At 27.5% G+C, this 25,721-nt stretch carries 23 protein-coding genes and 1 other annotated feature; of the genes, 19 read left to right on the top strand and 4 right to left on the bottom strand.

Annotation, left to right across the window (positions count from 1 at the left end; all coding sequences use genetic code 11):
• Positions 1 to 189 precede the first annotated feature (189 nt).
• The 13 genes from BLP75_RS03830 (at position 190) to BLP75_RS03770 (ending at position 13,870) form a co-directional block, all read left to right on the top strand.
• On the top strand, positions 190 to 1,158 hold the full coding sequence (locus BLP75_RS03830; RefSeq protein ID WP_092723078.1) for a YybS family protein: 969 nt from the start codon (positions 190 to 192) through the stop codon (positions 1,156 to 1,158).
• Between the two features lie 17 nt (positions 1,159 to 1,175).
• Complete coding sequence (locus tag BLP75_RS03825) at positions 1,176 to 1,916, top strand: glycerophosphodiester phosphodiesterase family protein (RefSeq protein WP_092723076.1); 741 nt, start codon at positions 1,176 to 1,178, stop codon at positions 1,914 to 1,916.
• 45 nt (positions 1,917 to 1,961) lie between these two features.
• Positions 1,962 to 2,217, top strand: a binding site (T-box leader).
• A gap of 124 nt (positions 2,218 to 2,341) precedes the next feature.
• Entirely contained in the window at positions 2,342 to 3,547 is a 1,206-nt protein-coding gene (gene tyrS / locus BLP75_RS03820) for a tyrosine--tRNA ligase (RefSeq protein ID WP_092723074.1), read from the top strand.
• A gap of 227 nt (positions 3,548 to 3,774) precedes the next feature.
• Positions 3,775 to 4,308: a hypothetical protein gene (locus tag BLP75_RS03815; protein ID WP_092723072.1), complete on the top strand. Its 534-nt coding sequence runs from the start codon at positions 3,775 to 3,777 to the stop codon at positions 4,306 to 4,308.
• A gap of 56 nt (positions 4,309 to 4,364) precedes the next feature.
• Positions 4,365 to 4,712, top strand: coding sequence for a DUF4870 domain-containing protein (locus BLP75_RS03810; RefSeq protein WP_092723070.1), 348 nt, complete (start codon positions 4,365 to 4,367; stop codon positions 4,710 to 4,712).
• Between the two features lie 171 nt (positions 4,713 to 4,883).
• Complete coding sequence (locus BLP75_RS03805) at positions 4,884 to 5,813, top strand: DMT family transporter (RefSeq protein WP_270940116.1); 930 nt, start codon at positions 4,884 to 4,886, stop codon at positions 5,811 to 5,813.
• Between the two features lie 224 nt (positions 5,814 to 6,037).
• The gene (locus BLP75_RS03800; RefSeq protein ID WP_092723068.1) at positions 6,038 to 6,589 is read left to right on the top strand and encodes an NADH peroxidase; all 552 of its coding nucleotides are present in this window, start codon (positions 6,038 to 6,040) and stop codon (positions 6,587 to 6,589) included.
• 144 nt (positions 6,590 to 6,733) lie between these two features.
• Positions 6,734 to 7,882, top strand: a complete 1,149-nt coding sequence (locus tag BLP75_RS03795; protein WP_092723066.1) for a DUF362 domain-containing protein — start codon at positions 6,734 to 6,736, stop codon at positions 7,880 to 7,882.
• Positions 7,883 to 8,031: 149 nt separating this feature from the next.
• A complete protein-coding gene (locus BLP75_RS03790) occupies positions 8,032 to 9,246 on the top strand; it encodes a hydantoinase/carbamoylase family amidase (protein ID WP_092723065.1) in 1,215 nt (404 codons plus the stop codon).
• Between the two features lie 2 nt (positions 9,247 to 9,248).
• On the top strand, positions 9,249 to 10,526 hold the full coding sequence (locus BLP75_RS03785; protein WP_092723063.1) for a dihydroorotase: 1,278 nt from the start codon (positions 9,249 to 9,251) through the stop codon (positions 10,524 to 10,526).
• A 208-nt stretch (positions 10,527 to 10,734) separates the two neighbouring features.
• Entirely contained in the window at positions 10,735 to 10,980 is a 246-nt protein-coding gene (locus tag BLP75_RS03780; protein ID WP_092723061.1) for a (2Fe-2S) ferredoxin domain-containing protein, read from the top strand.
• A gap of 20 nt (positions 10,981 to 11,000) precedes the next feature.
• Positions 11,001 to 12,713, top strand: a complete 1,713-nt coding sequence (locus BLP75_RS03775) for a [Fe-Fe] hydrogenase large subunit C-terminal domain-containing protein (RefSeq protein ID WP_092723059.1) — start codon at positions 11,001 to 11,003, stop codon at positions 12,711 to 12,713.
• On the top strand, positions 12,710 to 13,870 hold the full coding sequence (locus BLP75_RS03770; protein WP_092723057.1) for a SpoIIE family protein phosphatase: 1,161 nt from the start codon (positions 12,710 to 12,712) through the stop codon (positions 13,868 to 13,870). The genes BLP75_RS03775 and BLP75_RS03770 overlap by 4 nt, the downstream gene beginning before the upstream one ends.
• A gap of 73 nt (positions 13,871 to 13,943) precedes the next feature.
• Here BLP75_RS03770 and BLP75_RS03765 read toward each other — a convergent pair whose 3' ends face one another.
• The 4 genes from BLP75_RS03765 to BLP75_RS03750 form a co-directional block, all read right to left on the bottom strand.
• The gene (locus BLP75_RS03765; RefSeq protein ID WP_092723055.1) at positions 13,944 to 15,194 is read right to left on the bottom strand and encodes an ABC transporter permease; all 1,251 of its coding nucleotides are present in this window, start codon (positions 15,192 to 15,194) and stop codon (positions 13,944 to 13,946) included.
• Between the two features lie 3 nt (positions 15,195 to 15,197).
• Complete coding sequence (locus BLP75_RS03760) at positions 15,198 to 15,878, bottom strand: ABC transporter ATP-binding protein (RefSeq protein ID WP_092723053.1); 681 nt, start codon at positions 15,876 to 15,878, stop codon at positions 15,198 to 15,200.
• A 3-nt stretch (positions 15,879 to 15,881) separates the two neighbouring features.
• Positions 15,882 to 17,081 (bottom strand): efflux RND transporter periplasmic adaptor subunit, encoded by a 1,200-nt coding sequence (locus BLP75_RS03755; RefSeq protein ID WP_092723051.1) that lies wholly within the window; start codon positions 17,079 to 17,081, stop codon positions 15,882 to 15,884.
• Positions 17,082 to 17,463: 382 nt separating this feature from the next.
• The gene (locus tag BLP75_RS03750; RefSeq protein WP_092723049.1) at positions 17,464 to 18,057 is read right to left on the bottom strand and encodes a GNAT family protein; all 594 of its coding nucleotides are present in this window, start codon (positions 18,055 to 18,057) and stop codon (positions 17,464 to 17,466) included.
• A gap of 666 nt (positions 18,058 to 18,723) precedes the next feature.
• Here BLP75_RS03750 and BLP75_RS03745 point away from each other — a divergent pair.
• The 6 genes from BLP75_RS03745 (at position 18,724) to BLP75_RS03725 (ending at position 25,488) form a co-directional block, all read left to right on the top strand.
• Positions 18,724 to 19,956 carry a VanW family protein gene (locus BLP75_RS03745; protein ID WP_092723047.1) on the top strand — a complete coding sequence of 411 codons (1,233 nt, stop codon included), beginning with the start codon at positions 18,724 to 18,726 and terminating at the stop codon, positions 19,954 to 19,956.
• A gap of 392 nt (positions 19,957 to 20,348) precedes the next feature.
• Positions 20,349 to 21,767 carry an MATE family efflux transporter gene (locus tag BLP75_RS03740; RefSeq protein WP_092723045.1) on the top strand — a complete coding sequence of 473 codons (1,419 nt, stop codon included), beginning with the start codon at positions 20,349 to 20,351 and terminating at the stop codon, positions 21,765 to 21,767.
• Positions 21,768 to 22,019: 252 nt separating this feature from the next.
• Complete coding sequence (locus BLP75_RS18480) at positions 22,020 to 22,385, top strand: S8 family peptidase (protein ID WP_278335042.1); 366 nt, start codon at positions 22,020 to 22,022, stop codon at positions 22,383 to 22,385.
• Entirely contained in the window at positions 22,339 to 22,938 is a 600-nt protein-coding gene (locus BLP75_RS03735) for a S8 family serine peptidase (protein ID WP_278335041.1), read from the top strand. Before BLP75_RS18480 ends, BLP75_RS03735 begins: the two co-directional genes overlap by 47 nt.
• 186 nt (positions 22,939 to 23,124) lie before the next feature.
• A complete protein-coding gene (locus tag BLP75_RS03730; protein ID WP_170139147.1) occupies positions 23,125 to 23,970 on the top strand; it encodes a sulfurtransferase in 846 nt (281 codons plus the stop codon).
• Between the two features lie 141 nt (positions 23,971 to 24,111).
• Positions 24,112 to 25,488 carry an aldehyde dehydrogenase gene (locus BLP75_RS03725; protein ID WP_092723041.1) on the top strand — a complete coding sequence of 459 codons (1,377 nt, stop codon included), beginning with the start codon at positions 24,112 to 24,114 and terminating at the stop codon, positions 25,486 to 25,488.
• Positions 25,489 to 25,721 lie beyond the last annotated feature (233 nt).

The following is a 25,721-nucleotide window of genomic DNA, read 5'->3' as shown; positions in this document are numbered from 1 at the left end:
TTAGATTAAATATCTTGAGATCCTGCTTTTTGTAATGTTAAGAATTTTAAATTATATAAATTTTATTTATGTAAACAATTATAATGTAGCTCATTATATAAAAATATTCTTTATAAATTTGAAAATAAAGCTTATTATATTATAATGAAATAGTTTTAATTAACAATTAAATATGTACGGGAGGCAATAATGAATAATACTAAAAAAATGACAGAGGCAGGAATATTGTCTGCTTTATTTATAGTCAGTACTATATTGGCAGTTGGAAGTGGTTTTGGATATACCATTTATCTGGATTTTGTTGTTCCTGTATTTTTTTGCATAGTGCTTTTAAAGTGTGATTTTAAATACACAGTTTTAGCCGGAATAGTTTCATTAATTATAGTTGGGCTAGTACTTGGTAATATAGGTACTGCTATTTGGGCAAGTCAAAGTATAATTCTTGGAATTTTATGTGGTTGTTTAATGACTAAAAATACTAGCATTATGGATGACTTAGTATATGGGTCTATATTAGGGGTTATACTTATGGTATTTATAGATATATATGCATCAGGTTTAATAGGGTATAGCTTTATGAAAGAGTTCAGAGGCTATGCAAATATGTTTCCATATAAAAAATATATGGATTTTATATATTATGCTTTGGTATCAACATTTCCATTTGGAACAGTATTTAGCATATACTATATATCTCTAATATTAGGTAAAAAAATAAATATACTAAAAGGCAATAGTAAGAAAAAATTCCAAGTTATAAGAAATTTTAGAACTTTTTCTAGGTTTGTATGTTGTTCTAAAAAAGTATTTTATGGATGTTGTATATACATTATAGCTTTAGAATTATTAAGTCTACTTAATATGAATTTAAATGGAGTTTATTCAAGCACTATTTTAATTTCTATAAAATATTTATGTTATTATTTTGTAATAAGAGATGGATATATAACTGCTCAAAATTATTTAATATCTAAACATCAAAATATATCATATGTGAGAATAACATCTATAATATCTCTTATATTTTTAATTTTCTTATTTAAAATAACAACACTAGCTATAATATTAATAAATATAATATTAGATATAAATTTAAACATAAGGAACAAGCAAATAAGCATAATAAATAATTATATAAACGCTTTAGAAAATAAATAATATAGAGGTGTTGTACGGTGTCTAAAAATCTAGATTGGCTTAAAGACATTCCATTTGCACATAGAGGGCTTTATAATGAGGTAATACCAGAAAATTCTATGGGTTCATTTAGAAATGCAATAAAATATGGATATGGAATAGAACTAGATGTTCAGTACACTAAAGATAAAAAAATTGTAGTTTTTCATGATAATGAACTTTATCGAATGACAGGATACAAGGGCAAGGTTTATGACTTAACTTACTTAGAGATAAATAAATTAACTTTATTAAATACAAATGAAAGAATTCCATTATTTAAGGATGTTCTAAATTTAATAAATGAAAGAGTTCCCTTACTTGTAGAAATAAAAAAGAGCAAAGAATACATAAACTTGAGCGAAGATGTTTATAATACACTTAAAGATTATAAGGGAAAATATGCTATACAATCATTTGATCCAAGAGTGATTAGTTGGTACAAACAACATGTAGATAAAGTAATAAGAGGTCAACTATCCTTTAATTTTAGAGACACATCTTTTAAATGGTATGAAAAAATTGCCTTAAAAGACATGATATTTAATTTTTATAGCAAGCCAGATTATATTTGTTATGGTTTAAGAGGAATAAATAGTTTACAGATTAAGTTTTTAAGAAAGAAAAAGCCGATAATATCTTGGACTATAAAAAATAAAAATGAAATGGAATTTGCAGATAAATATAGTGACAATATAATTTTTGAAGGATTTATGCCTAAAAAATTCAAAAAGGGTTGACAAAAAAGTTCATTACTAATATATTAATATTAAATATTAAAATATTTAAAAGCGTTGATAAGAACAAGTAAAACTAATGTAGTCTAACAGAGAGTTTCCGGTTGGTGAGAGGAGCAAGTTAAGTTAGTTTGAATACATCTTAGAGCAATTTTTCTGAAAGATAACAACCAGTAAGAAAAATCGGAATGGCACACGTTATAGTGCAAAGGTATAACCAATTATGGCGTACCTAATAAGGTTAGTATTGTGAAGTACTAATAAATTAAGGTGGTAACACGTGAGCAATGCTCTCGTCCTTTTACAGGATGAGAGCTTTTTTAATACAAAAAATTAAACAATATTAAAAATTATAATATTGGCGCCAATGTATTGTTTAATAAAAATAAATTTTAGTAATTTAAAACATAAATAGTTGGAGGTAAAAAATGATAAACTTAGATGATCAAGTAAAAATAATATTAAAAGGTGTAGATGATATAATAGATGAGAAAGATCTTAGAGAAAAATTAGTTAATGCTGATAAAGAAGGACGTCAACTAGTTATAAAATTAGGGCTTGACCCATCAGCTCCAGATATACACTTAGGTCACACTGTTGTTCTTAGAAAAATGAAGCAATTACAAGACTTAGGACATAAAGTAGTAATAATAATAGGAGACTTTACAGGTAAGATAGGAGATCCAACAGGGAAATCTAGTGCTAGAAAAGCATTAACAACTGAACAAGTTTTAGAAAATGCAAAAACTTACCAAGAACAAATATTTAAAGTTTTAGATAAAGAAAAAACAGAAGTTAGATTTAATAGTGAATGGTTAGCGAAATTAAACTTTGAAGATGTTGTTAAGTTAGCTGCAACTATAACTGTTGCAAGAATGTTAGAAAGAGAAGACTTTAAAAAGAGATATGAAAGTCATACTCCAATATCAGTGCATGAGTTCTTCTACCCATTAATGCAAGGATATGATTCAGTAGCTATAAAAGCTGATATAGAATTAGGTGGGACTGATCAAAGATTTAACTTACTTATGGGTAGAGCATTACAAAAAGAATTTGGTCAAGAGTCTCAAGTAGTTATAATGATGCCTTTATTAGAAGGATTAGATGGTGTTAACAAAATGAGTAAGAGTTTAGGAAACTACATTGGAGTAGATGAAGAAGCTGGTGTAATGTACCAAAAATCTATGGAAATACCAGATGAACTTATAATAAAATACTACAACTTAGTAACAGATATTCATCCAGATGTAGTTAATAAAATAGAAAAAGACTTAAAAGAAGATAAAGTTAACCCAAGAGATATAAAGATGGGTCTTGCTAAAGAAATAGTAAGATTATACCATGGAGATGAAAAAGCTAATTTTGCAGAAGAAAGATTTAAATCAGTATTCCAAAAAGGACAAATACCTGTAGATATATTAACAGTAGAAGCAAGTGCTACAGATTTTGATTTAGCTCAAATAGTTGTTGATAATAAATTAGCTCCAAGTAAAAGTGAATTAAGAAGATTAGTTAAACAAGGTGGAGTTAAAGTAAACAATGAAAAGATAGATGATCTTCAAGCAATAAATGTAGAAGGTGAATTAGTCGTACAAATAGGTAAGAAAAAGTTTATAAAAATAATTGTAAAATAATAATAAATATAAAAAGCAGATTTGAATAAATTTTAAATCTGCTTTTTTTTATTACTGAACAAATCATCTGAAGATTACATACTATATGAAAGCAAAGCTATATTAACTTTATACAATTAATTTACAAAATAATTAAAGATGTTGTAAAAAATGTATATAAATGTTATATTTTATCTATCAAAGGTGAAAGATAAGCAAAATGAGATTTATTGAGAAGAGGGAATTACATGTATTTACCAAATAGAATAGTTAAAATATTAGCTAATATAAACAAGTCTTATATCATATATTATACTAAGGGAAAAATATCTTCAGTAATTATTGATAGTGAAAATATAAAAATAGAAGCTTGCACTGATGGCTATTGTATAAATCTTAAAGGTTCTAAAGTCATACTAAATGATTTAAAGTCTATAGAACCATTACTTCATAAAGTTTGTACTCATAACAAAAATGATGAAAATAAAAGTAAACTTAAAATTGCAGATAGTTTAGTGGAGATATTTTCTAATAATGAAAAGACATTTGCAGTTAAATACCTAAAAGGAAATATAGTATCTATAATAATGGATGAACATAAGTTAGCAATAAATAAAACATCTGCAGGATATTTGATGAAAGTGAACAATAAAAATATTGCAGTAGAAAGTTTTGCAGCAATAAAAAAATTACTTTTAAAGATGAACATAATAAAAGAAAAACAAAAAACAAAAAATAATGAAAATAAAATTTACTTTGAACAGTTAAAATTAGACATTTAAAATGTTTTCCTGGGAAATGATATAAAACTCAAAATGATTAATAAAAAGGAGATAGTATGGAAAATTATAATAAATCAATACCAAGAGAAAATCTAATTATGTTATTAATGGCAGGGTCAATAGTGGTATTTAATATAATTGGATTTATAGTATCCTATTTTGTATGGAAAGAATATAGTAAGGATTCAGCTTTCATTGAAATAAATGGAAAAAGGCTTTTAAACTTTCATATAACATTTGTTATATATGAAATTATCGCATTTTTATTAATAATAGTTTTAATAGGAACTATATTAATGCCTATAGTAAGTATTGCATACTTTGTAATGACTGTAATAGGTATGATAAAATATGGGTATCACAAAGACTATGAATACCCTTTTACGTTTAAATTTATAAAATAGTAATTAAAAAGGCTATATTTAATATAGTCTTTTATAATATATTTAAAAATTTTTAGAAAATAAAAAAATATATAAAAACTATATTAATTATGTTTACAAAAATCATTTATTATACTAATGTTAAATTAAGAGGGCTTGATCAAAAATTTAATACTTGAGGGGGGATAAATCTTGTTTAAGGGGCATATAGCGGAATTTGGATTAATACTAATTGCCATGATTTGGGGTAGTGGCTTTGTTGGTACACAGTTAGCTTTAGATGGAGGTCTAACTCCATTACAATTATTAACTATAAGGTTTTTTATAGGGGCTGTTTTAATTAATTTAATATTTTTTAAGCAAATAAAGGAAAATATAAATAAAGAAATATTAAAAAGTGGAGTTATACTGGGGTTTTTCTTGTTTATTGCATTTGCAGTTCAAACAATAGGAATATTATATACTACTCCAACTAAAAATGCATTTATAACAGCTGCAAATGTTGTTATAGTTCCATTTATAGGTTTTTTTATTTACAAAAGAAAATTAGACAAATTTGGTATAATAAGTAGTATAATGACGCTTATAGGAATAGGCATATTATCTTTAGAGGCTGATTTTTCTATAAATATAGGAGATTTTCTAACTTTAATATGTGCATTTGGATTTGCATTTCATATATTTTTTACAAGTGAATTTGCTTCGAAGTATAATCCCATTATATTAACCGGAATTCAGTTTACAGTTGCATTTATATTATCTTTAGTTTGTCAAATATTTATGGGTGAAATGAAAATAGAGGCACAAATAAATGGGTACTTAGGTGCACTATATTTAGGTGTATTTAGTACTACAATTGCATTTTTACTACAGACTATATGTCAAAAAATGGTAGATGGAACAAAAACAGCAATAATACTTTCTACAGAAGCTGTTTTTGGAACAATTTTTTCTGTTTTGATTTTAAAAGAAATTGTTACTTTAAAAATGCTTATTGGTATAGCAATTATATTTACTTCTATTATAATGGCTGAAACAAAGCTATCTTTCATCAAAAAGAAAGATGTATATGTAGAAGATATGTGTAGTGCTATAGTAAAGGAAAGTGAAAATGAATTATAAAATTTAAAAAATATGAGAGAAAATATGTTTAAAGGAATATAGGCGGGGTATTTATATATTATAATAATCTTTAACAGAAAAGTTGAGAATTATTAGTAAAAAATGTTAAAATAATTAATAGAAAAATTTAAAAATTTGTTTAAATCAAATATACTCGGGTATATATAGAGTATAAGAAAATAAACAATAAATTAAATTAATATAAAAAAGTGGAGGGAATAATTATGAAAAAATTTGTTTGTACAGTATGTGGATATATACATGAAGGAGAAACTGCACCAGAAGTCTGTCCAGTATGTAAAGTTGGAGCTGAAAAGTTCGACGAAATGAAAGGTGAAATGGTTTGGGCCGATGAGCATAGAATAGGTGTAGCTCAAGGTGTAGATGAAGAAATATTAGAAGGATTAAGAGCTAACTTTACTGGTGAATGTACAGAAGTAGGAATGTACTTAGCAATGAGTCGTCAAGCTGACAGAGAAGGATATCCAGAAGTTGCTGAAGCTTATAAGAGAATAGCATTTGAAGAAGCAGAACATGCTGCTAAATTTGCTGAATTATTAGGAGAAGTTGTAGTTGCAGATACTCAAGCTAACTTAAAAGCTAGAGTTGAAGCTGAATACGGAGCAACAGAAGGTAAATTAAAAATAGCTAAGAGAGCTAAAGAATTAGGATTAGACGCTATACATGATACAGTTCATGAAATGTGTAAAGATGAAGCTAGACATGGTAAAGCATTCTTAGGATTATTAGAAAGACACTTTGGAAAACAAAACTAATAGATATAAAGTAGAGAGAGCGTAAGCTTTCTCTATTTTTTTTGCAATTAATAATATTTATAAGTTATATAATTAAGTTTTTATAGACATAACTATTCTAAAATTTTACAATTAAAATTAATATGAAATAAAAAGGAGTCTATTATGAATTTAGTATCGTTAAGAAAGTGCAATGATTATGAGTATGACAATATAAAAAAATCTATAGAAATGATGTTAGATGATTTAGGTGGTATAGAGAAATTTGTAAGTAAAAATAGTAAGGTTCTTATAAAACCCAATTTACTTATGAAAAAAAGACCAGAGGAGGCAACAACAACACATCCTATGGTTGTAAAAGTATTGTGCGAAAAATTATTGAAATTAAATTGTGAAGTTATAATTGGAGATAGCCCTGGTGGACCATATACTGTAAGTTCATTAAAGGGGATTTATAAATCGAGTGGAATGAAAGATGTAGCTGATGAATTAGGGATAACTTTAAATTATGATATAAGCGATGTAAAAGTAGAAAATTATGATGCAAATGCATTAAAATACATGGACATTATTACACCTATAACTAAAGTCGATCATATAATAAATATTTGTAAATTTAAAACACATGGTATGGCTACATTTACTGGTGGAGTTAAAAATTTATATGGATGCATAGCAGGATTAAAAAAAGCTGAAATACATTATAGATTCCCTACAGAAGAACTATTTTGTGAAGAAGTATTATTAGATATATGCTCTTATGTAAATCCAACGTTAACTATAATGGATGGAGTGGTAGGTATGGAGGGTGATGGACCATCTGCAGGTGTACCAAGACACTTAGGGGTGATGTTAGCATCTCAAAGTCCTTATGCACTAGATGCTGTTGCTTGTAAAATTATAAATTTAAATAGTGATAGAGTACCAACATTAAGGGGATCTATAAAAAGAGGATATATAAAAGAAGATTTTTCAGATATAAACATATTAGGGGAAGATATAGAAAAGTTAATAATAAAAGATTTTAAAATACCAAGTACTAGCAAAGATTTTAGACTTTTAAAATCAAGCCTACCTAAATTTTTACATGAACCTATAACAAAGTTAATAACACCTAAGCCGGTTGTTAGGCATAAAGACTGTATAAAATGTGGGAAATGTATACAAGCTTGTCCAGCTAAGGTTATGAGTTTTAATGAGAATAAAGTAACTATAAACTTAGACAATTGTATAAGATGTTATTGTTGCCATGAACTATGTCCTAAAAAAGCTGTTGATATCAAAAGAAATTTTATATTTAAGCTAATAAAATAAATAATTATAAATCTAATTAAAATATGAATTATATAAGCATAAAAATAAAAATAATTCGTAATTATGTTTAAAATAAATTTTACATAATGTATAATAGAATAAAAATACACACAAATGTGTTAAATATTCAAACAATGGGGGACAAGAAAATGGCTTCAAAAAGAGAAGATATAGAGTATTTAGAATATATTTTTAGCAAATTTTACGATATTGGAGCCAATTCATATGGCGGAGTAACTAGACTTGGATATACTAAAGTAGAAGATGATATGCACAATATGTTTAAATCATTGGGTGAAGATGAAAAATTTTATACTTATATAGATGAAGTTGGAAATACATATGTTGCAAATGATATATCACAAAAGCCATATTACTTAATGGGATCTCATTTAGATTCTGTAGTAAATGGTGGAAGATACGATGGGGTAGCTGGAGTAATAGCTGGACTTTTAATTTTAAAGTGGGCTAAAGATGAAAATTTAGATATACCAATAAGAGTAGCTGCATTTAGATGTGAAGAATCAAGCAACTTTGGAAAATGTACTATAGGTAGTGGACTAATAACAGGGGAATTAACCAAAGATGATATAAAAGGATTAGTCTCTAAAACAGGTAGACATATAGTGGATATATTTTATAGCAATGGATATAGTTTAAATCCTAAAAAGATTGAAAATGTAAAGCAGTACTTAGAATTACATATAGAACAAGGAAAAGTATTAGAAGAATATGGAATAAAAGTAGGAATAGTAACTGATATAGCAGGTCCTAGACGATTTGAAATAAGTGTATTAGGAGAAGCTGAACATTCAGGAGCTACACCTATGGATATGAGACATGATGCTCTTTGTGCAGCATCAGAACTTATATTAGAATTAGAAAAGATTGGAATGGATGAAAGTTATAGAAAATCTGTAACTACAGTAGGTGTTATAAATAATGGACCTAATGTATTAAATGTAATTCCTGGTGATGTGACTCTTGGAGTAGACATAAGAGGAATAGACACAGACAGTCTAGATAAAATCGAATCTTATATGAAAAGCACTATAAGAGAAATTATGAAAAAAAGAAATGTAGAAATATTTGCTCAAGACACAGGTAGATTTGATCCTGTTAAAATGAGTTCTTATATGCAAAAAAAGTTAATAGAGAGTAGTGAAAAATTAAAAATATCTCATAAGGTTATGCCAAGTGGCGCAGGTCACGATGCTATGGCGTTTAGCAAAATTTGTGATACAGCCATGATATTTATACCTTGCTACAGGGGGATAAGTCACAATAAAAGTGAATTTTCATCACTATTAAGTATATACGATGGATGTAAAGTTATGTATGAATATCTAAAAGGAGAGCAATAGACATGATACTTATAAGAAATGGTAGAGTAATAGACCCAAGCACTAAAAGAGATGAAGTTTTAGATATAGTCATAAAAAATGATATTATAGAAAAGATAGGGAAATTTCAAATAACAAGTGAATATGAAGTAGTAATTGATGCAAGTGGAAGTATAGTTTCACCTGGATTGATTGATGTACATGTACACTTTAGAGATCCTGGATTTACTCATAAAGAAGATATAGAAAGTGGATCTAGATCAGCAGCAAGAGGAGGATTTACAACAGTAGTATGCATGGCAAATACAAATCCTATTGTTGATAATGAAGAAACTTTAAACTATATAAAAAATAAAGCTAACAATTCACCTATAAATGTATTGCAGGTAGGATCAATAACAAAGGGATTTAAAGGTGAAAAATTAGTAGACATGGAAAATCTTAAAAATAGCGGTGCTGTAGGATTTAGTGATGATGGTTTACCAATAATGAATAGTGATATAATTTTAGATGCTATGAATAAAGCCAAAGAATTAAATGTACCATTAAGCTTTCATGAAGAAGACCCATCACTAATAACTTGTGCAGGTATAAATGATGGAAAAATATCTAAGCAAATGGAGCTAGTAGGTGCATCACATGTAGCAGAAGATGTTATGGTTGCTAGAGATTGTATGTTAGCGTTAAAATCTGGTGCAAAGGTCAATATACAACATATAAGTTCAAAAGCCTCTATAGAAGCTGTAAGGCTTGCTAAAAGATTGGGAGCTAATGTATATGCAGAAGCTACACCACATCACTTTACATTAACAGAGGATGATGTTTTGATATATAAAACTAATGCAAAAATGAATCCACCTCTTAGAACTGTAGATGATAAATACAGCATAATTGAAGCACTACAAGATGATACTATAGAGATAATTGCAACTGATCATGCGCCACATACAAATGAAGAAAAAAATGTAGATTTCGCTAAATCGCCAAGTGGAATAGTAGGACTTGAAACCTCTTTAGCTTTAGGTGTAACTCACTTAGTTAGAAAAGGACATTTAAGTATAATGAAGCTGCTTGAAAAAATGACTATAAATCCTGCTAAGCTTTATAATTTAGAAAGTGGATGTATAAAAGAAGGGTCTAAAGCAGATTTAGTAATATTTAATCCTAATGAAGAATATGAAGTAAAAGAATTTGTTTCAAAATCATCGAATTCACCATTTATAGGCCATAAATTATATGGAAAAATTAATTATACTATATGTAATGGAAACATAGTATTTGAAAGTATAGAACAAGATTAATAAAAAATACCTAATTCTATTATTTAGAATTAGGTATTTTTTTACTTTTTGTAGATATATAATAATCAATAAACTAAAATTATCTCATAGGACATTTTAAGAAACGGATGAAGTTATTAAGCATATAAAGTATCGTTTCTAAGCGGTGGTTTAAGCTAAGTGAATCTTTTATAAAATAGAGGTATATAGGTTAGGGAGAGTGAGATATATGAAGTCTATAAAAATATGTATAGGAAGTGCATGCCATATAAAGGGATCATATGAAGTTATAGAAATTTTTAAAGAAGAAATAGACAAGTATAAATTAGGAGATAAAATAGAACTTTGTGCTTCATTTTGCCTTGGGAAATGCAGGGATGCAGTTTCAGTTATGAGATGGGATGATATTGTATTTTCTGTTTCTAAGGAAAATGCAAGGCAAATATTTGAAGCGGAGTTTATGCCATATATTTAAAAGATAAAGGGGAAGATAAAATGTGGGTTATGGGTTTTTCTAAAGTTAATTGTAAAAATTGTTATGCATGCTTAAGAGCTTGTCCAGTACATGCTATAAGGGTTAAAAATGATCAAGCTCAAATAATGAAAGATCGATGTATTGTATGTGGTAGATGCTTTAGAGCATGCCCTCAAAATGCAAAATTAATACGTTCAGAAATTGATATGGTTAAACATTATATAAGTGGTAGAAAAAAAGTAGTAGCGTCGATAGCTCCAAGCTTTGCATCTATATTTGGGAAATATAGTAATAAAATTCCTAAGGCACTTAGATTGCTAGGATTTGATTATGTAGAAGAAACCGCATCAATAGTAGATCCGATTATAAATGAATATGAAACATATGCAAATCTAGATGATGATAAAACATATATAACAAGTTTTTGTCCTTCTGTAAATAAGTTAATTGAAAAATATTATAAAGATTTTACTGATAATATTATACCTGTAGCATCTCCAGCAATATTTCATGCAAGAGTATTAAAAAATATATATGGAAAAGAGACAAAAGTTATATTTATAGGTCCATGCTTAGCTAAAAAGACAGATGGGCATGATGATGAATCTATAGATATAGTATTAACATTTGAAGAACTTCAAAATTGGCTAAAAGAAAAAAACATAGATTTAGAAACTATTGGGGAAGAGCCGTTTGACTATGTTAGTAAAGAAAAAAGATTGTTACCTATAATTGGAGGGCCAACAAAGCATATAGAAGAAAATAATCCTAAAAAGAGCATTATACAAGTCGATGGAATCGATGATTGTATAAAAATATTAGATGAATTAAAAAAAGGAAAACTAAAAAATTCATTAATTGATATGAATAGCTGTAGACATAGTTGTGTAAATGGATCTGGTATGCCTCATGATAATATAACATGCTATGAAAGAAAAGAAAATCTTAAACAATACGCTAAAAGAGCTAACAAAGAAAAGAATCAATATAATCCTAAAATAAATGATATAATCTCTCAAGTTTCTATAAAAAAGAATTTTGTATCTAAAGAAATTTTATTAAAGCAACCAACAGAAGAAGAGCTAAGAGAGATAATGAAGAGTATGGGTAAACATGACAAAAATGATGAATTAAATTGTGGTAGCTGCGGATATCACACATGCAAAGAAAAAGCTATAGCAGTATATAATGATATGGCGGAAGTAAATATGTGTTTACCTTTTATGAGAGAAAGGGCTGAAAATTTAACAAATATAATATTTGATATGACTCCTAATATGATAGCTATAATAAATAAAAATTTAGAAATAGTACAATTAAATCCAGCAGCTGAAAAATTTTTTGATATTACAAATAAAAAAGCTACAGGGCTTCCTATATTAATGTTTTTAGACGAAAATAAATTTGAAAATATTAAAAAAAGTAAAGTTAATACTTATAAAGAAAAAGTAGTGCTAGAGTATAATCAATCAACAATAATACAAAGTATAATATGGTTAGAAAAAAATCAAGTTATGTTATGGATTGCAGATGATATAACGAAAGATGAAAAATTACAACAATCAATTCAAAATATGAAAATAGATGCTATAAATATGGCTCAAAAAGTTATAAATAAACAAATGACTGTAGCCCAGGAAATTGCAAGTTTATTAGGTGAAACTACGGCAGAAACAAAGGTAACATTAACTCAGCTTAAAAATCTTATTCAGGAGGATAACAGTAAAAAATGAAATTTTTTATAGACTTTGCAAGCAGTAGTTTAAACAAATATGGAGAAGAGTTATGTGGAGATAAAGTTGAGTTTTATCATGATGAAAAAAAATTTATTGCTGTTTTATCAGATGGATTAGGCAGTGGCGTAAAAGCTAATATATTGGCAACTTTAACTGCTAAGATAGCTTTAACAATGTTAAAAGAGGGTTTATCTATAGAAGAAGTAGTAGATACTGTTATACATACACTTCCAGTATGTTCGCAAAGAAATTTAGCATACTCTACATTTACTATAATAAAAGTTGCCAGTGATGGTATGGCGTATGTCGCTGAATTTGATAATCCAAGTATTTTCTTTTTAAGTGATAGAGAAATAAAGAAAATAGAGTGGTGTACTACCGAAATTAATGGAAGAAAAATTAAGGAAAGTAGATTTAAACTTAAGGAGAAAGATATATTAGTTTTTGTAAGTGATGGAGTAGTACACGCTGGAGTAGGGAAGGTATTAAACTTAGGATGGCAATGGGAAGATATTGAAAAATATCTAAAGGAAAATACAAATAAAAATATGTCAGCTAAGACTGTAACTAACTTGTTATTAGGTGCATGTGATCAGCTATATATGCAACAGCCTGGAGATGATACAACCGTTGCAACTATAAAAGCAGTTATGCCTAAAAAAGCTATATTATTTTCAGGTCCTCCTATAGACCCTGAAATGGACAATGAAATAGTTAAAAAGATAATGTCTACTTATGGGAGACGAATTGTTTGTGGAGGTACTGCTGGAAATATTGTTGCCAGGGAGCTAAATGAGGAGGTTAAAACAAGTTTTAAAGTGGTTGATAAAGATATACCTCCAATTGGGTATATAAAGGGAATAGATCTTGTTACAGAGGGTGTTTTAACTATAAGAAAAGCAACTGAAATATTAGAAAAAGTAAAGATGGCAACTGATTTAAAATTTTTATATGAAGAGGATGGAGCATCTAAGTTAGCTCGTATGCTTTACGAGGATTGTACGCATGTAAAATTTATAATAGGGAGAGCTATAAATCCAGCACATCAAAATCCAGATTTTCCAAATGAACTAAGTATTAAGTTATATGTTTTAAATGAACTAAAAAATACTTTATCAGGATTAGGTAAGATTATAGAAGTTGAATTTTATTAATAATAGAAATTAAAAAATGAGTATATCTTAAGCTTAAGATATACTCATTTTATTTATACAAAATTAGTATGTATTATTTGTAAATGGCCTTAATTGGATCTAATTTAGATGCCTTAAGAGCAGGAACAATACCAAATATTACTCCAGTTAAAACAGTTGCAATAAATGCGTAGAATAAACTGTTTGCATTAGGGATAGCTTTAAATGGTAAATAGTTAGATGCATAGTTAACTACTATAAATCCTATTATTATCCCAAGTATTCCACCACATACCGTTATAAATACAGCTTCAGTTAAAAATTGGAATAATATATGTCTAGGCTTTGCACCTATAGCCCTTCTAATCCCTATTTCTCTTTGACGTTCCATAACAGATACATACATTATATTCATAACACCTACACCACCTACAAACATAGATATAGCAGTTATAGCAGTTATAAATAAATTTATTTTAGAAACCATTGCTTCAAGCTCTTGAGTTTGTTCTGACGGATCTTGTGGGTTATATGAACCGTTAATATCCGGATGTAAATCATATAACTTATCGCAAACTCTGTAAGCTACTTCAGACACATCATATCCTTTAGATACTATTAAATCAAGTCCATAAATTTCAGTTGGATAAGCGTTTTGATTCATTAAAGAATCAAAAGATTTCTTTGGCATATAAGATGTAGCATAAGTAAAGTCACCACCACCATACATACCACCAAGCATGCCACTGTTATTTTCTTCAGTGTCAGTAGTTAGAGAACTCTCATCAACGACACCGATTACTTCAAATGTTGAGCCGCTAATAGTTATACCTTTACCTATAGCTTTTTCTGCATCACCAAATAAGTCTGTTGCATTTTGCATGGTTATCATAATTACTTTTCTATCGTTATCTTCTAAAGAAAAATTTCTGCCATATAAAGCTTTTACTTTTGTATCTTTTTTTAATTCATTTACTTCAATAGAAGTAGTTTTTTTATCAAAAGACGCTTCAGAGTAATAACTAGAGTTCATATCAAAATCTTCCTTAGCAGGTCCTATTCTTTCAACTCCTTCGACAAAAGATAATTCTTCAATATCTTTTAGAGCAAATGGTTGTAAAAATGCTGTCATACTAGACATATTTTGATCTGTAGGCTCAAATGAAATTCTTGTTTTATTAGGGTTGACCTTGTCAACTGAACTAAAAACTTCTTTTTTTAGACCATTACCGATAGAACTTACAAGTATTACTGATGTAATCCCCATTATAATCCAAAGTAAAGTTATAAATACTCTAAGTTTATGACCTTTTAAATTGGATAAGGAACTTTTTATTAAATTCATAGGCTACACCTCCATTGAAACTACACCATCTTTTAGTTTTACAACCTTAGTGGCGTATTTTATTAAATCATTATCGTGAGTAACCATTATTATAGTTTTTCCTTGTTCATTTAAATTTTTTAAAAGTTCCATGATGTCATTACTAGTCTCACTATCTAAAGCACCAGTTGGTTCATCTGCAAAAATAAGAGAAGGACTATTAACTAGTGCACGAGCTATAGCAATACGTTGTTGTTGACCACCTGATAATTGAAGTGGCATATTTTTTAATTTATCTAGTAGACCAACTGATTCTAATTTTTCACAAACTAGCTTTTCTCTGTCAACTTTATTTAGTAAACCCTCATAAATAAGAGGTAATTCTATGTTATGGTACACATCTAATGTTTCTATTAAGTTAAATTGCTGAAAAATAAAACCTATATTTTTATTTCTAAATTCAGATTTTTGGTTTTCATTTAAATTTGTAACATCTTCACCATTAAATAAGTATTTTCCATCATCAAATTTATCAAGGAAACCTAAGCTGTTAAGTAGTGTAGTTTTACCACTTCCTGATTTACCCATTATCATAACAAAATCACCAGCTTCTATTTCTAAGCTTAAAGACTTAAGAACATGGAATTGTTCTTTACCAACTTTATAAAATTTTTGAACATTTTCTAGTTTAATTATATTACTCAAGAATTACTCAGCTCCTTCTTCAGAAGGTGCCTTATCTTTTTCATCTGATGAATGCTCAGCTCCGTCTTTAGTAGTGGCTTTATCTTTTTCATCTGATGAATTTTCAGTTCCATCCTCACTATTAGGAACACTTCCTGTATTTACAGGATCACCTTCCTTCATATCTTCAGATGGATATCTTATTATAGAAATATTTTTATCAAGTCCAGATTTTACAGTTGTAAATTCTTCATTTTGATCATAGATTTCGATAACTCTCTTCTTAAGTATTCCATTTAAATCTTCAAACACATAATTTTCTGTTTTATCATCTGTTTTGCTCTCTAATACAGCAGATGTTGGTATTTTAACTATTGAATCACGTACTTCTATAGATGCTTGAACGTGGAAACCATTAGTTAATTCTTCTTGATTTTCAAAAGATATAATTATATCATAATAAGATAAATTACTTTGACCACCCATATTCATATCATTTGTAGCAGTAGATGGTCTATCTGATATATAGCTTATTCTACCTGTTAATTTTTTGTTATTAGAGAAAACTAAAACGTCAACAGGATCATCTATTTGAAGTTTTGGTAAATCTTGTTCGCTAGCTTGTCCCTTCATATAATACTCGTTACTTTCAAGAGTCATAAATGCAGACTGCTCAGGTCCGTCAGAAGTCTCATTTAAGTAAACTTTACCTGCAAAAGGAGCATATGTCTCTAAATATGCCTTTTTTTCTAAAGAAGATATTTGAGAGTTTAATTTGCTAATATCAGAATTTAATCCACTGATTTCAGAATTAACCCCTGAATCATTAGAGCTATTAGCTTTTTTTAGTTTATCTACTTGATTCTTTAGAGTATTTACTTGAGATTTTAAATCATCGATTTGATCTATTGCATCTTGATTTTTCGTAGTATACAAAAGATCTCCTTCATTTACAACTTTTCCGTTAGTAACATTTACTTTACTCATATTTTCTTGATTAGGATTAAAATCCTGTGTTTTAGTAGGTGTTATAACACCATTTATAAAAATCTTTTCGTTATCAGCGATAGTATACGTCTCGATATAATTTTCATCCACGCTTAAGTCATCGCCATTTATTTTATTTTTATTATAAATAAAGATTCCAACGCCCAATGCAACTATTACAAAAACACCTACACCTATAGCCACTTTTTTGTTTTTGAACTTTTCTAAAAAAGACATAAATTCCTCCTTGTGTAAACTTATACTGACTTAAATTATAAAAGAATTTATATATATAAGTCAAATAAAAATGGTAAATAATACAATATTGTAAATAAGCTTAGAATATATTGAAGATAAATGTAATTAAATGTAAAAAATACTTAATAATTAAGAATATTAATACAAATTCTACCTTATACTTTTTATGAAATTTATCCATATCTTATATGGCATATTATGTGCAATATATATAAAAACATAAATACATTATAAAAGTAATCGTGAAAAATATTTTAGTTAATAAATTTGTATATAACATAAATGTTATAGTTATAAAAATACTTTTGTTATAACAAATAAAAGAGAGAGAGATAAAATTATCTCTCCCTTATATTACTTTCTAAGCTGTAATTTCTATTTCCTGTTCTGATAGATTAACCAATTGTTTTATAAGTATATTTCTTGTTATACCATATTGGTTTTCTTTTTGTAGTTTTATTTCAAAACCTAAATTAAGTACTGTTTTTAGACTAAAAATATTTTCAGTAGCTATTGCAGTTACAATATGGTTCTTACCTCTAATGATAGATTCTTGCATTCTAGTTTCCATTAATATTTTATGAAGGGAATTGCCACGGTAAAGAGGGTCTACCATTACATAACCAGATACATAACTAGAATTTATTTCTTCTTCAGTAAGTCCCATTTCATAAAGATAATCTAAATAATCACCACTAGGCAATTCGCATAGTGCTGATGCAACTAAGGTTTCTTCAACATAACATCCTATTATAAATCCACCCTTGTCTAATACATCCATTAAATAGAGTTGATCGCGAAACTTAAGCCAATTTTTATTTTCCATCGCATCATTTACCCTATTGTATAAATTAGTAATGTCTTCAAATTTTGATGCAGTTATATAACATACATCAGCGTATAAGTTTTCACAAAGCTCTCCATTAAATTTAGATAATTTTACTTTCTTTATCAAAATAGACACCATGTTGTTCACATAAGTTCGCTAGACTTATGCAGTTCTCTAATGAACTTCTCACACTTTCATATGAGAGCAGACTATTTCTTCACCCTCGACCTTACTCGTTAGGGGCAACCTACTTCCACTATCAATCGCTTATAGTGTACGAGACAACTCTCTAGTCGTTGAAGGTTTCCCTGTTCGGGACTTCCCTGCATGAACATCCATTGTATTAGCACTTAGGGTTTAACCATATGCCATCCTAAGACTTTTTTCTACTTTCGTTCCATCACGCTTAAAGCTATTCGCTTTTACGTTGTGGCACTTAGGCTTTAGGAATTATCTGCAATTCAAGTTGTGTCCTATGCAGATTTCTCTACATACGAGGCTTAAATCGTTACCTCTTTTCCGAAATTAGAGATCATAGATCTCTTTAATAAAATATTAAGCTGTAATTATTTGTTAAGTTATTAAGTTAAGGTGTAATTATTATACCATAATACTTAAGAATGTGTAGTATTTTTTACATATTTTTAATCAAAAACTAATAATCTTAACTCAAATTTAAAATAACTAATTAAAATTTATTAATTAGTTATTATTTAAGTATAAAAAAGCAGTAGCATATAAAAAAAAATATCGGAAAATATAAACTTATAAAATATATTTAAGGAGCAAGTTATGAAAAATAAAAAGACAAAAAAAATATACATAACAACACTTATATTTTTGATAGGATTATTTAGTTTAGGTATGAGTAAACCTAATCAAACTGATGATGGGAAAATTTTTAAAAAAATATATATAGAAAATCAAGAAGTGGGACATTTAACTATTAATGAAGCAAAAAAACTTATATATAAAAAATATCCTTTAGAAGTAATACATATTAGATATAATGATAAAAATTGGGATATAACACCTGAAGATATAAACTTAGATTATAATATTGATAAGTCTATAAAAAAGGCTTATTTATATACAAGAGGAGAAGATAAGGTAGAAAATATAAAAAAGATGTTTAATTTATCTTTTAAAGATTCATACATAATAAAATTGCATGCAAGCTATGATGAATCAAAATTAAGTAAAATTTTAGATGAAATTTGTAATGAAATAGATGTAGAAGTAGTTCAAGCCACTATAAAAATAAGTGAGGGATCCGAAATTAAGACAACCAAATCTAAAGATGGAATAGAAGTTGATATTATTAATTTAAAAGAAACCATATATAATATGATAGATAAAAAAAATATATCAACTATTGAATTGCCTATAAAAATTATAAAACCTAATGTAACTACAGAAAGTGTAAAGTCTATAAATTCAATATTAGGTCAATGTAGTACTAGTTTTTATGATAAATCATCTAGAGGCAGCAACATACATGTCGCAGGTAAAAGTACGAGTGATTTACTTGTTATGCCAGGTGAAATTTTTTCATATAATAAAGCTACAGGAGCCAGAACTTGGAGCAATGGCTACAAATCTGCTAAAGTGATTGTTGGAGGTAAGTATGTAAATGGAGAAGGTGGAGGAGTGTGTCAAGTATCAACAACAATATATAATGCAGCTCTATTATCTGGAATGGATATAAAAGAAGTTCATAATCATACATTTACATCTCATTATGCTCCAAGAGGCAAAGATGCTGCAGTATCATATGGATATACAGATTTTAAATTTAGAAATCCTTATTCACATCCTATCTATATTAAAAATATTGTAAATAATGGAGCTATAACAACAAAGATATATGGATGTGATCAAGATAGAGAAAGAATCTATATAAGAACGCAAGAAAAATTCAATAAAGATAAAATTAATGTAAACACATATAGAATTTATTTAAATGAAGAGAATAAGAAAATTAGAGAGGAATTAATATCTGAAAGCACCTATAAAGTAAAGTAATCTCAGTGATGAAATAAACACTGGGGTTTTTTATTTTAGAAATAGGTTTTATAGAATTAAAAAAATAGTTCAATTTTAAATTTAAATAGCCGTAATAAATAAATTTATATTTTTTAATTATTTTATATGTAAGTAATTAATGTATTTATATTTTCAAATACATTAAAAAGATATATAATTAATATATACATAAATTAGTGTAGATAGTTATTTTACAAATAAATTTTAGTACTAAATATTTTACTAAAAAGTATATAAAATTAAATTAGATATTAATGTAAAAATAAGATATAATTTTACTAATATAGTTGCGTAAACAACTAAATTATCATAAAGTAATAGTTGCATAAGCAACTAATATATAATTAATAGATTAATATAGGAGGAAAAAAATGGGTACACAACAAACTTTAGGAACAGAATCTGTATATAAACTACTTATAAAGTACTCGATACCAGCCATAATAGGAATGATGGTAAATGCTTTATATAATGTAGTTGATAGAATGTTTATTGGAAACATACCAGGTGTAGGGCCGTTAGCTATAACCGGTCTTGGTGTAACTATGCCTATCGTAACTATAATATTAGCTTTTGGTATGTTAATAGGAATAGGTACAACAACTAATATATCTATAAAATTAGGTCAAGGTAAAAAAGAAGAAGCAGAAAAGTTAATCGGTAATGCAATGACTCTAGCTATATTAATTGGAGTAATAATCACTATAATTGGTCTTTTATATGTAGATAAAATACTAATTTTATTTGGAGCTAGTGAAAAAACATTAGTTTATGCAAAATCGTATATAACTATAATTTTTTTAGGTACAGTTGTTAACTTACTATCATTTTCTCTAAACCACTCAATAAGGGCTGATGGAAGTCCTAAAATATCAGCTGGAATAATGATTGTAGGGTGCTTAACTAATATTATATTAGATGCAACATTTATATTTGGATTTAATATGGAAATAAAGGGTGCCGCTTTAGCTACAGTTATTTCTCAGACAGTTACAGCCATACTTACTATGGCATATTATCTTTCTGGAAAATCTAATTTGAAATTTAGTAAATCAAGTTTAAAACTTGATAAAAGGTTAATAATAGGAGTTTTTGCAATAGGAATATCTCCGTTTTCAATGCAAATTGCAGCCAGTTTAGTTCAAGTTATATCTAATCATGCTTTAAAAACATATGGAGGTGATTTAGCTATAGGAGCTATGGCTACAATTTCATCAATTTCTATGTTATTCTTAATGCCTATATTTGGAATAAATCAAGGGGCACAACCAATCATAGGTTTTAACTATGGAGCTGAAAAATACGAAAGAGTAAAAAAAGCATACTTATCATCTGTAGCTGTAGCAACAGTTATTTTAACAATAGGATCTTTAGTAGTTCAAACATATCCCGAAATTATGATAAGAATGTTTAATAAGGATAAAGAACTTATGAGAATTTCAGTTGAAGGGATAAAAATTTACTTGCTTATGATGCCTATAATAGGGATCTCTGTAACAGGAAGTAACTTTATACAATCAATAGGAAAAGCTAAAATAGCAATGATACTTAGCCTTCTTAGACAAGTGATTTTACTTATACCAGCTATATTAATTCTTCCACGATTTTTAGGATTAAAAGGTGTTTGGCTAGCTCAGCCAATAGCTGACTTTATAGCAACTTTAATTACATTTATAATATTATTTAAGGAAATAAAAAGTTATAATAATAAAGTAGAAGGAAATATTGAAACAAATCATTTAAAAGGGAAATGTATTGAAGGTGAATTCGCTATAGAGAAAAACAAATAATAATAAAAAGTTAGTTTCCTTTAATACAGTATATGAAATCTAAACTTTAATTTAGCTGAATATTTCATCTATTGATTAAAATAACTATTATATAAATATTCTTAGTTGAATATTTAGTATTTATACCCCAAAAATGTAACCTTTTATATATAAAATCCATATTCTAATTATGAAATATAAGTTTAAAAGTTTTGATTTAAATTACTTATATTCATATAAAAGTAATGAATTTTATATAAAGGGTGATTCATTATGAATGAAAATTTAAACTTAACACCGTTTACAGTAGAAAGTGAAGTTAATAAATTAGATTATACAATTCCATATGGAGTTACAATGTTAAATGCGACAGAAGCTTGGAAGAAGGGCTATACAGGAAAAGGAGTTGTTGTTGCAATTATAGATACTGGATGTGATACGAAACATCCTGCACTAGAAGGTAGAATTATAGGCGGTAGAAACTTTACTTCGGATGATAATTCAAATCCAGATATATTTGATGATTATCAAGGTCATGGAACACATGTTGCTGGAACCATAGCTGCAAATACAACACCAGTTGGTATAACAGGTGTTGCACCCAGGAGCAAGTTTATTAATATTAAAGGCATTGGATAAAAGTGGGTCAGGAAAAATGCAGTGGATTATAAATGCTATTAACTATGCGGTATCTAAAAAAGTAAATATAATATCTATGTCACTTGGAGGGCCTCAAGATACGAAAGAATTGCATAATGCAATTTTAAATGCAGTTAATAACAATATATTAGTTGTATGTGCAGCTGGTAATAGAGGTGATAAGGGTAATGTAAAAACTGATGAATTAGATTATCCAGGTGCATATGATGAAGTAATAGAGGTTGGTGCAATAGATTCAAATAAAGGAATTGCTCCATTTAGCAACTCTAATTTATATGTAGACTTAGTTGCTCCAGGAGTGAATATTTTGTCAACATATAAAAATCAAGGATACGCGACACTAAGTGGAACAAGTATGGCAACTCCGCATGTATCAGGTGCTTTAGCAATAATTATAGAATGGGCAAATAAAGAGTTTGAGAGAAATATGACCGAATCAGAATACTATGCTCAGCTCATTAAATTTACAAAAGCATTGCAGTTATCAAGAAGGCTTCAAGGTAATGGATATATTACTTTAAATTTACAATAGATTTCAAGAGCGTATCTAAAAATGATTAATTTTATTTATAGATACGCTTTTTTATTGATTATATACAAATTTCAAAATTATTTTATATATTGTGATTTGAAATAATTTGATATAATGTAAGGAAAAGGTTTGAAATGTTAATAATATGACATATTATAAAACGTATATTATTGAGGAGTGATTAGATTGAGTAATTTAGTAAGTGTAGAATGGCTAAAAAACAATATAAATAATGAAAAATTAATTATAGTAGATTGTAGATTTAGCTTAATGGATAAGGACTATGGAAAAAAAAGTTATGAACAAGGTCATATAAAGGGATCAGTAAGATTAGATATTGAAACTCAATTGTCAAACGAAGTAAAGAAGCATGGTGGAAGACATCCATTACCATCAATAGAAAGCTTAAAAGAAACTTTTGAAAATATAGGTATAAGCAATAATTCTATTATAGTTTGTTATGATGAAGGTGATTTAGCTGGACCATCTAGACTTTGGTGGACATTAAAGTACTTAGGTCATGACAATGTATATGTACTTAGGGATGGAATTGAAGCATTTAAAAAAATAGGTGGAGAAATAAACACTGTAGCAACTAAAAACGATAAAGGTTTATTTAATATTAAAATAAATGAAGAAATGAAAGTTGATATGAATTATATAAGAGAAAGACTTTACAACAAAGATATAGCTATTGTTGATTCAAGGGAAAATATAAGGTACATAGGAGAGTTTGAACCTGTTGATAAAAAAGCAGGGCATGTACCTAGTGCACTAAATTATTTTTGGATGGATATATTTAATAAAGTAGATGAAAAAATAGAACTAAAATCAGTAAAAGAATTAAAAGAACATTTCAAAGAACTGTATAATTATAAAGAAGTAATAGTGTATTGTGGTTCTGGAATAACTGCTTCTGTAAATAGCTTAGCACTTGATGAAGCTGATATAAATCACAAAGTATACGCAGGAAGCTTTAGTGATTGGATAAGTTACGATGATAATGAAGTTGAGACTAATTTGAAAAATTAATACTAATGTAAATTAATAAAATAGACCAAGTATTTAAATAATAGTATTAGGTCTATTTTATTTTTATGAAATAGTATTGTATAAAAATTATAGATGAAATAAAAAAATATTACATATATAATTTAAGAATGAGGTGATTTTATGAATACTTATGAAAAAATATTACAAAAGCAAAAATCCTATTTAGATAGTGTTGGAAATATAGACATAGATACACGTATCAAAAATTTAAAAAAATTAAAAGATATTATAAAAAAATATGAAAAAAAAATAATTGATGCTTTAGAAATAGATTTAGGAAAACATGAATTTGAATCATATTCAAATGAAGTGGGATTTGTATATAGTAGTATTGAACATGCATTAAAAAATATAAAAAAATGGTCTAAAGTACAAAAAGTTAAAAATGATATTGCGCAAATTCCAGGTAAATCAAGAATTTATAGTGCACCTTATGGAGCTGTGTTAATAATAGGTCCATATAACTATCCATTTCAACTTTTAATAGAGCCTTTAGTTGGCGCAATTGCAGGCGGAAATACTGTAGTTTTAAAGCCATCTGAGTATACTGTGAATACAGAAAAAATAATAGAAGAGATGATAAAAGAAGCTTTTAGAGATGAATATATAACAGTGATTACAGGTGATTATAAGGTAAATAGCAGCTTATTAGATTTAAAATTTGACTATATCTTTTTTACAGGAAGTGTTAATGTAGGTAAAATAGTAATGGAAAAGGCAAGTAAAAATTTAATACCAATAACATTAGAACTTGGTGGAAAATCACCTGTAATCGTAGATAATACAGCTTCTTTAGATATAAGTGCTAATAGAATTATGTGGGGGAAACTTTTAAATGCGGGTCAAACATGTGTAGCACCAGACTATGTTTTAGCACATGAAGATATATATGATGATTTGTGTATAGCTTTAGAAAAATCAATTAAATCATTTTATGGAAATGAAATTTCAAAAAATAATGAATTTGGAAGAATAGTAAATGACAGACACATGAATAGATTAGCTGAAATTTTAGAACATGATAAAGATAAAATAATCTTTGGAGGAGAAATTGATAAAGAAAATAAATTTATATCACCAACTATATTAAAAAATATAACACTAAAAGATAAAGTCATGGAAGATGAAATTTTTGGACCTATACTGCCCGTTATAAAATATAAAACTGTTGAAGATATAAAAATATATATAAATGCTCATCCTAAGCCATTAGCACTATATGTTTTCTCAGAAGATAACAGATTTTCAGAAGATATTATAAATAGATTTGCATTTGGAGGCGGTTGCATAAATGACACAATAAGTCATGTAGCATCAAACTATTTGCCTTTTGGAGGCGTTGGAACTTCTGGTATAGGAAAATATCATGGTAAAAGTAGTTTTGAAACATTCACTTATAAAAAATCAATAGTTAAAAAATCAACTAAAATAGATATAAAAATAGTGCTACCTCCATATAAGAAAAAATTAAATATGGTAAAAAAAATTATGAAATAATAAAAAAGACAGGTTATGCACCTGTCTTTTTTATTTAATTGAAAAACGAGAAGATTTATAAATCTTTTATTTTTAGGATTCTATTAAGTATATACCCCATCAATTAAATACTAAACATATTGATTGAATTATTTAAAAAAAATTAATTTACTTAATTCATTGAAACTATACATAGAGAATAAATTAAATTTTAGTACAAATAATAATATAACTAATAATTTAAGGAGGATATG

It is taken from the genome of Romboutsia lituseburensis DSM 797 (genome assembly GCF_900103615.1).
In the GTDB taxonomy this organism is placed as follows: domain Bacteria; phylum Bacillota; class Clostridia; order Peptostreptococcales; family Peptostreptococcaceae; genus Romboutsia_F; species Romboutsia_F lituseburensis.
This window is presented reverse-complemented; position numbering and strand designations above follow the sequence as displayed.

What these genes read in the sequence shown, in the direction of transcription:
- BLP75_RS03765 (WP_092723055.1), bottom strand. Translation starts at nt 15,194, where the DNA reads ATGAATTTAATAAAAAGTTCCTTATCCAATTTAAAAGGTCATAAACTT.
- BLP75_RS03800 (WP_092723068.1), top strand. Translation starts at nt 6,038, where the DNA reads ATGAAAAAATTTGTTTGTACAGTATGTGGATATATACATGAAGGAGAA.
- BLP75_RS03810 (WP_092723070.1), top strand. Translation starts at nt 4,365, where the DNA reads ATGGAAAATTATAATAAATCAATACCAAGAGAAAATCTAATTATGTTA.
- BLP75_RS03785 (WP_092723063.1), top strand. Translation starts at nt 9,249, where the DNA reads ATGATACTTATAAGAAATGGTAGAGTAATAGACCCAAGCACTAAAAGA.
- BLP75_RS03755 (WP_092723051.1), bottom strand. Translation starts at nt 17,081, where the DNA reads ATGTCTTTTTTAGAAAAGTTCAAAAACAAAAAAGTGGCTATAGGTGTA.
- BLP75_RS03815 (WP_092723072.1), top strand. Translation starts at nt 3,775, where the DNA reads ATGTATTTACCAAATAGAATAGTTAAAATATTAGCTAATATAAACAAG.
- BLP75_RS18480 (WP_278335042.1), top strand. Translation starts at nt 22,020, where the DNA reads ATGAATGAAAATTTAAACTTAACACCGTTTACAGTAGAAAGTGAAGTT.
- BLP75_RS03795 (WP_092723066.1), top strand. Translation starts at nt 6,734, where the DNA reads ATGAATTTAGTATCGTTAAGAAAGTGCAATGATTATGAGTATGACAAT.
- BLP75_RS03780 (WP_092723061.1), top strand. Translation starts at nt 10,735, where the DNA reads ATGAAGTCTATAAAAATATGTATAGGAAGTGCATGCCATATAAAGGGA.
- BLP75_RS03770 (WP_092723057.1), top strand. Translation starts at nt 12,710, where the DNA reads ATGAAATTTTTTATAGACTTTGCAAGCAGTAGTTTAAACAAATATGGA.
- BLP75_RS03725 (WP_092723041.1), top strand. Translation starts at nt 24,112, where the DNA reads ATGAATACTTATGAAAAAATATTACAAAAGCAAAAATCCTATTTAGAT.
- BLP75_RS03740 (WP_092723045.1), top strand. Translation starts at nt 20,349, where the DNA reads ATGGGTACACAACAAACTTTAGGAACAGAATCTGTATATAAACTACTT.
- BLP75_RS03745 (WP_092723047.1), top strand. Translation starts at nt 18,724, where the DNA reads ATGAAAAATAAAAAGACAAAAAAAATATACATAACAACACTTATATTT.
- tyrS (WP_092723074.1), top strand. Translation starts at nt 2,342, where the DNA reads ATGATAAACTTAGATGATCAAGTAAAAATAATATTAAAAGGTGTAGAT.
- BLP75_RS03830 (WP_092723078.1), top strand. Translation starts at nt 190, where the DNA reads ATGAATAATACTAAAAAAATGACAGAGGCAGGAATATTGTCTGCTTTA.
- BLP75_RS03775 (WP_092723059.1), top strand. Translation starts at nt 11,001, where the DNA reads ATGTGGGTTATGGGTTTTTCTAAAGTTAATTGTAAAAATTGTTATGCA.
- BLP75_RS03790 (WP_092723065.1), top strand. Translation starts at nt 8,032, where the DNA reads ATGGCTTCAAAAAGAGAAGATATAGAGTATTTAGAATATATTTTTAGC.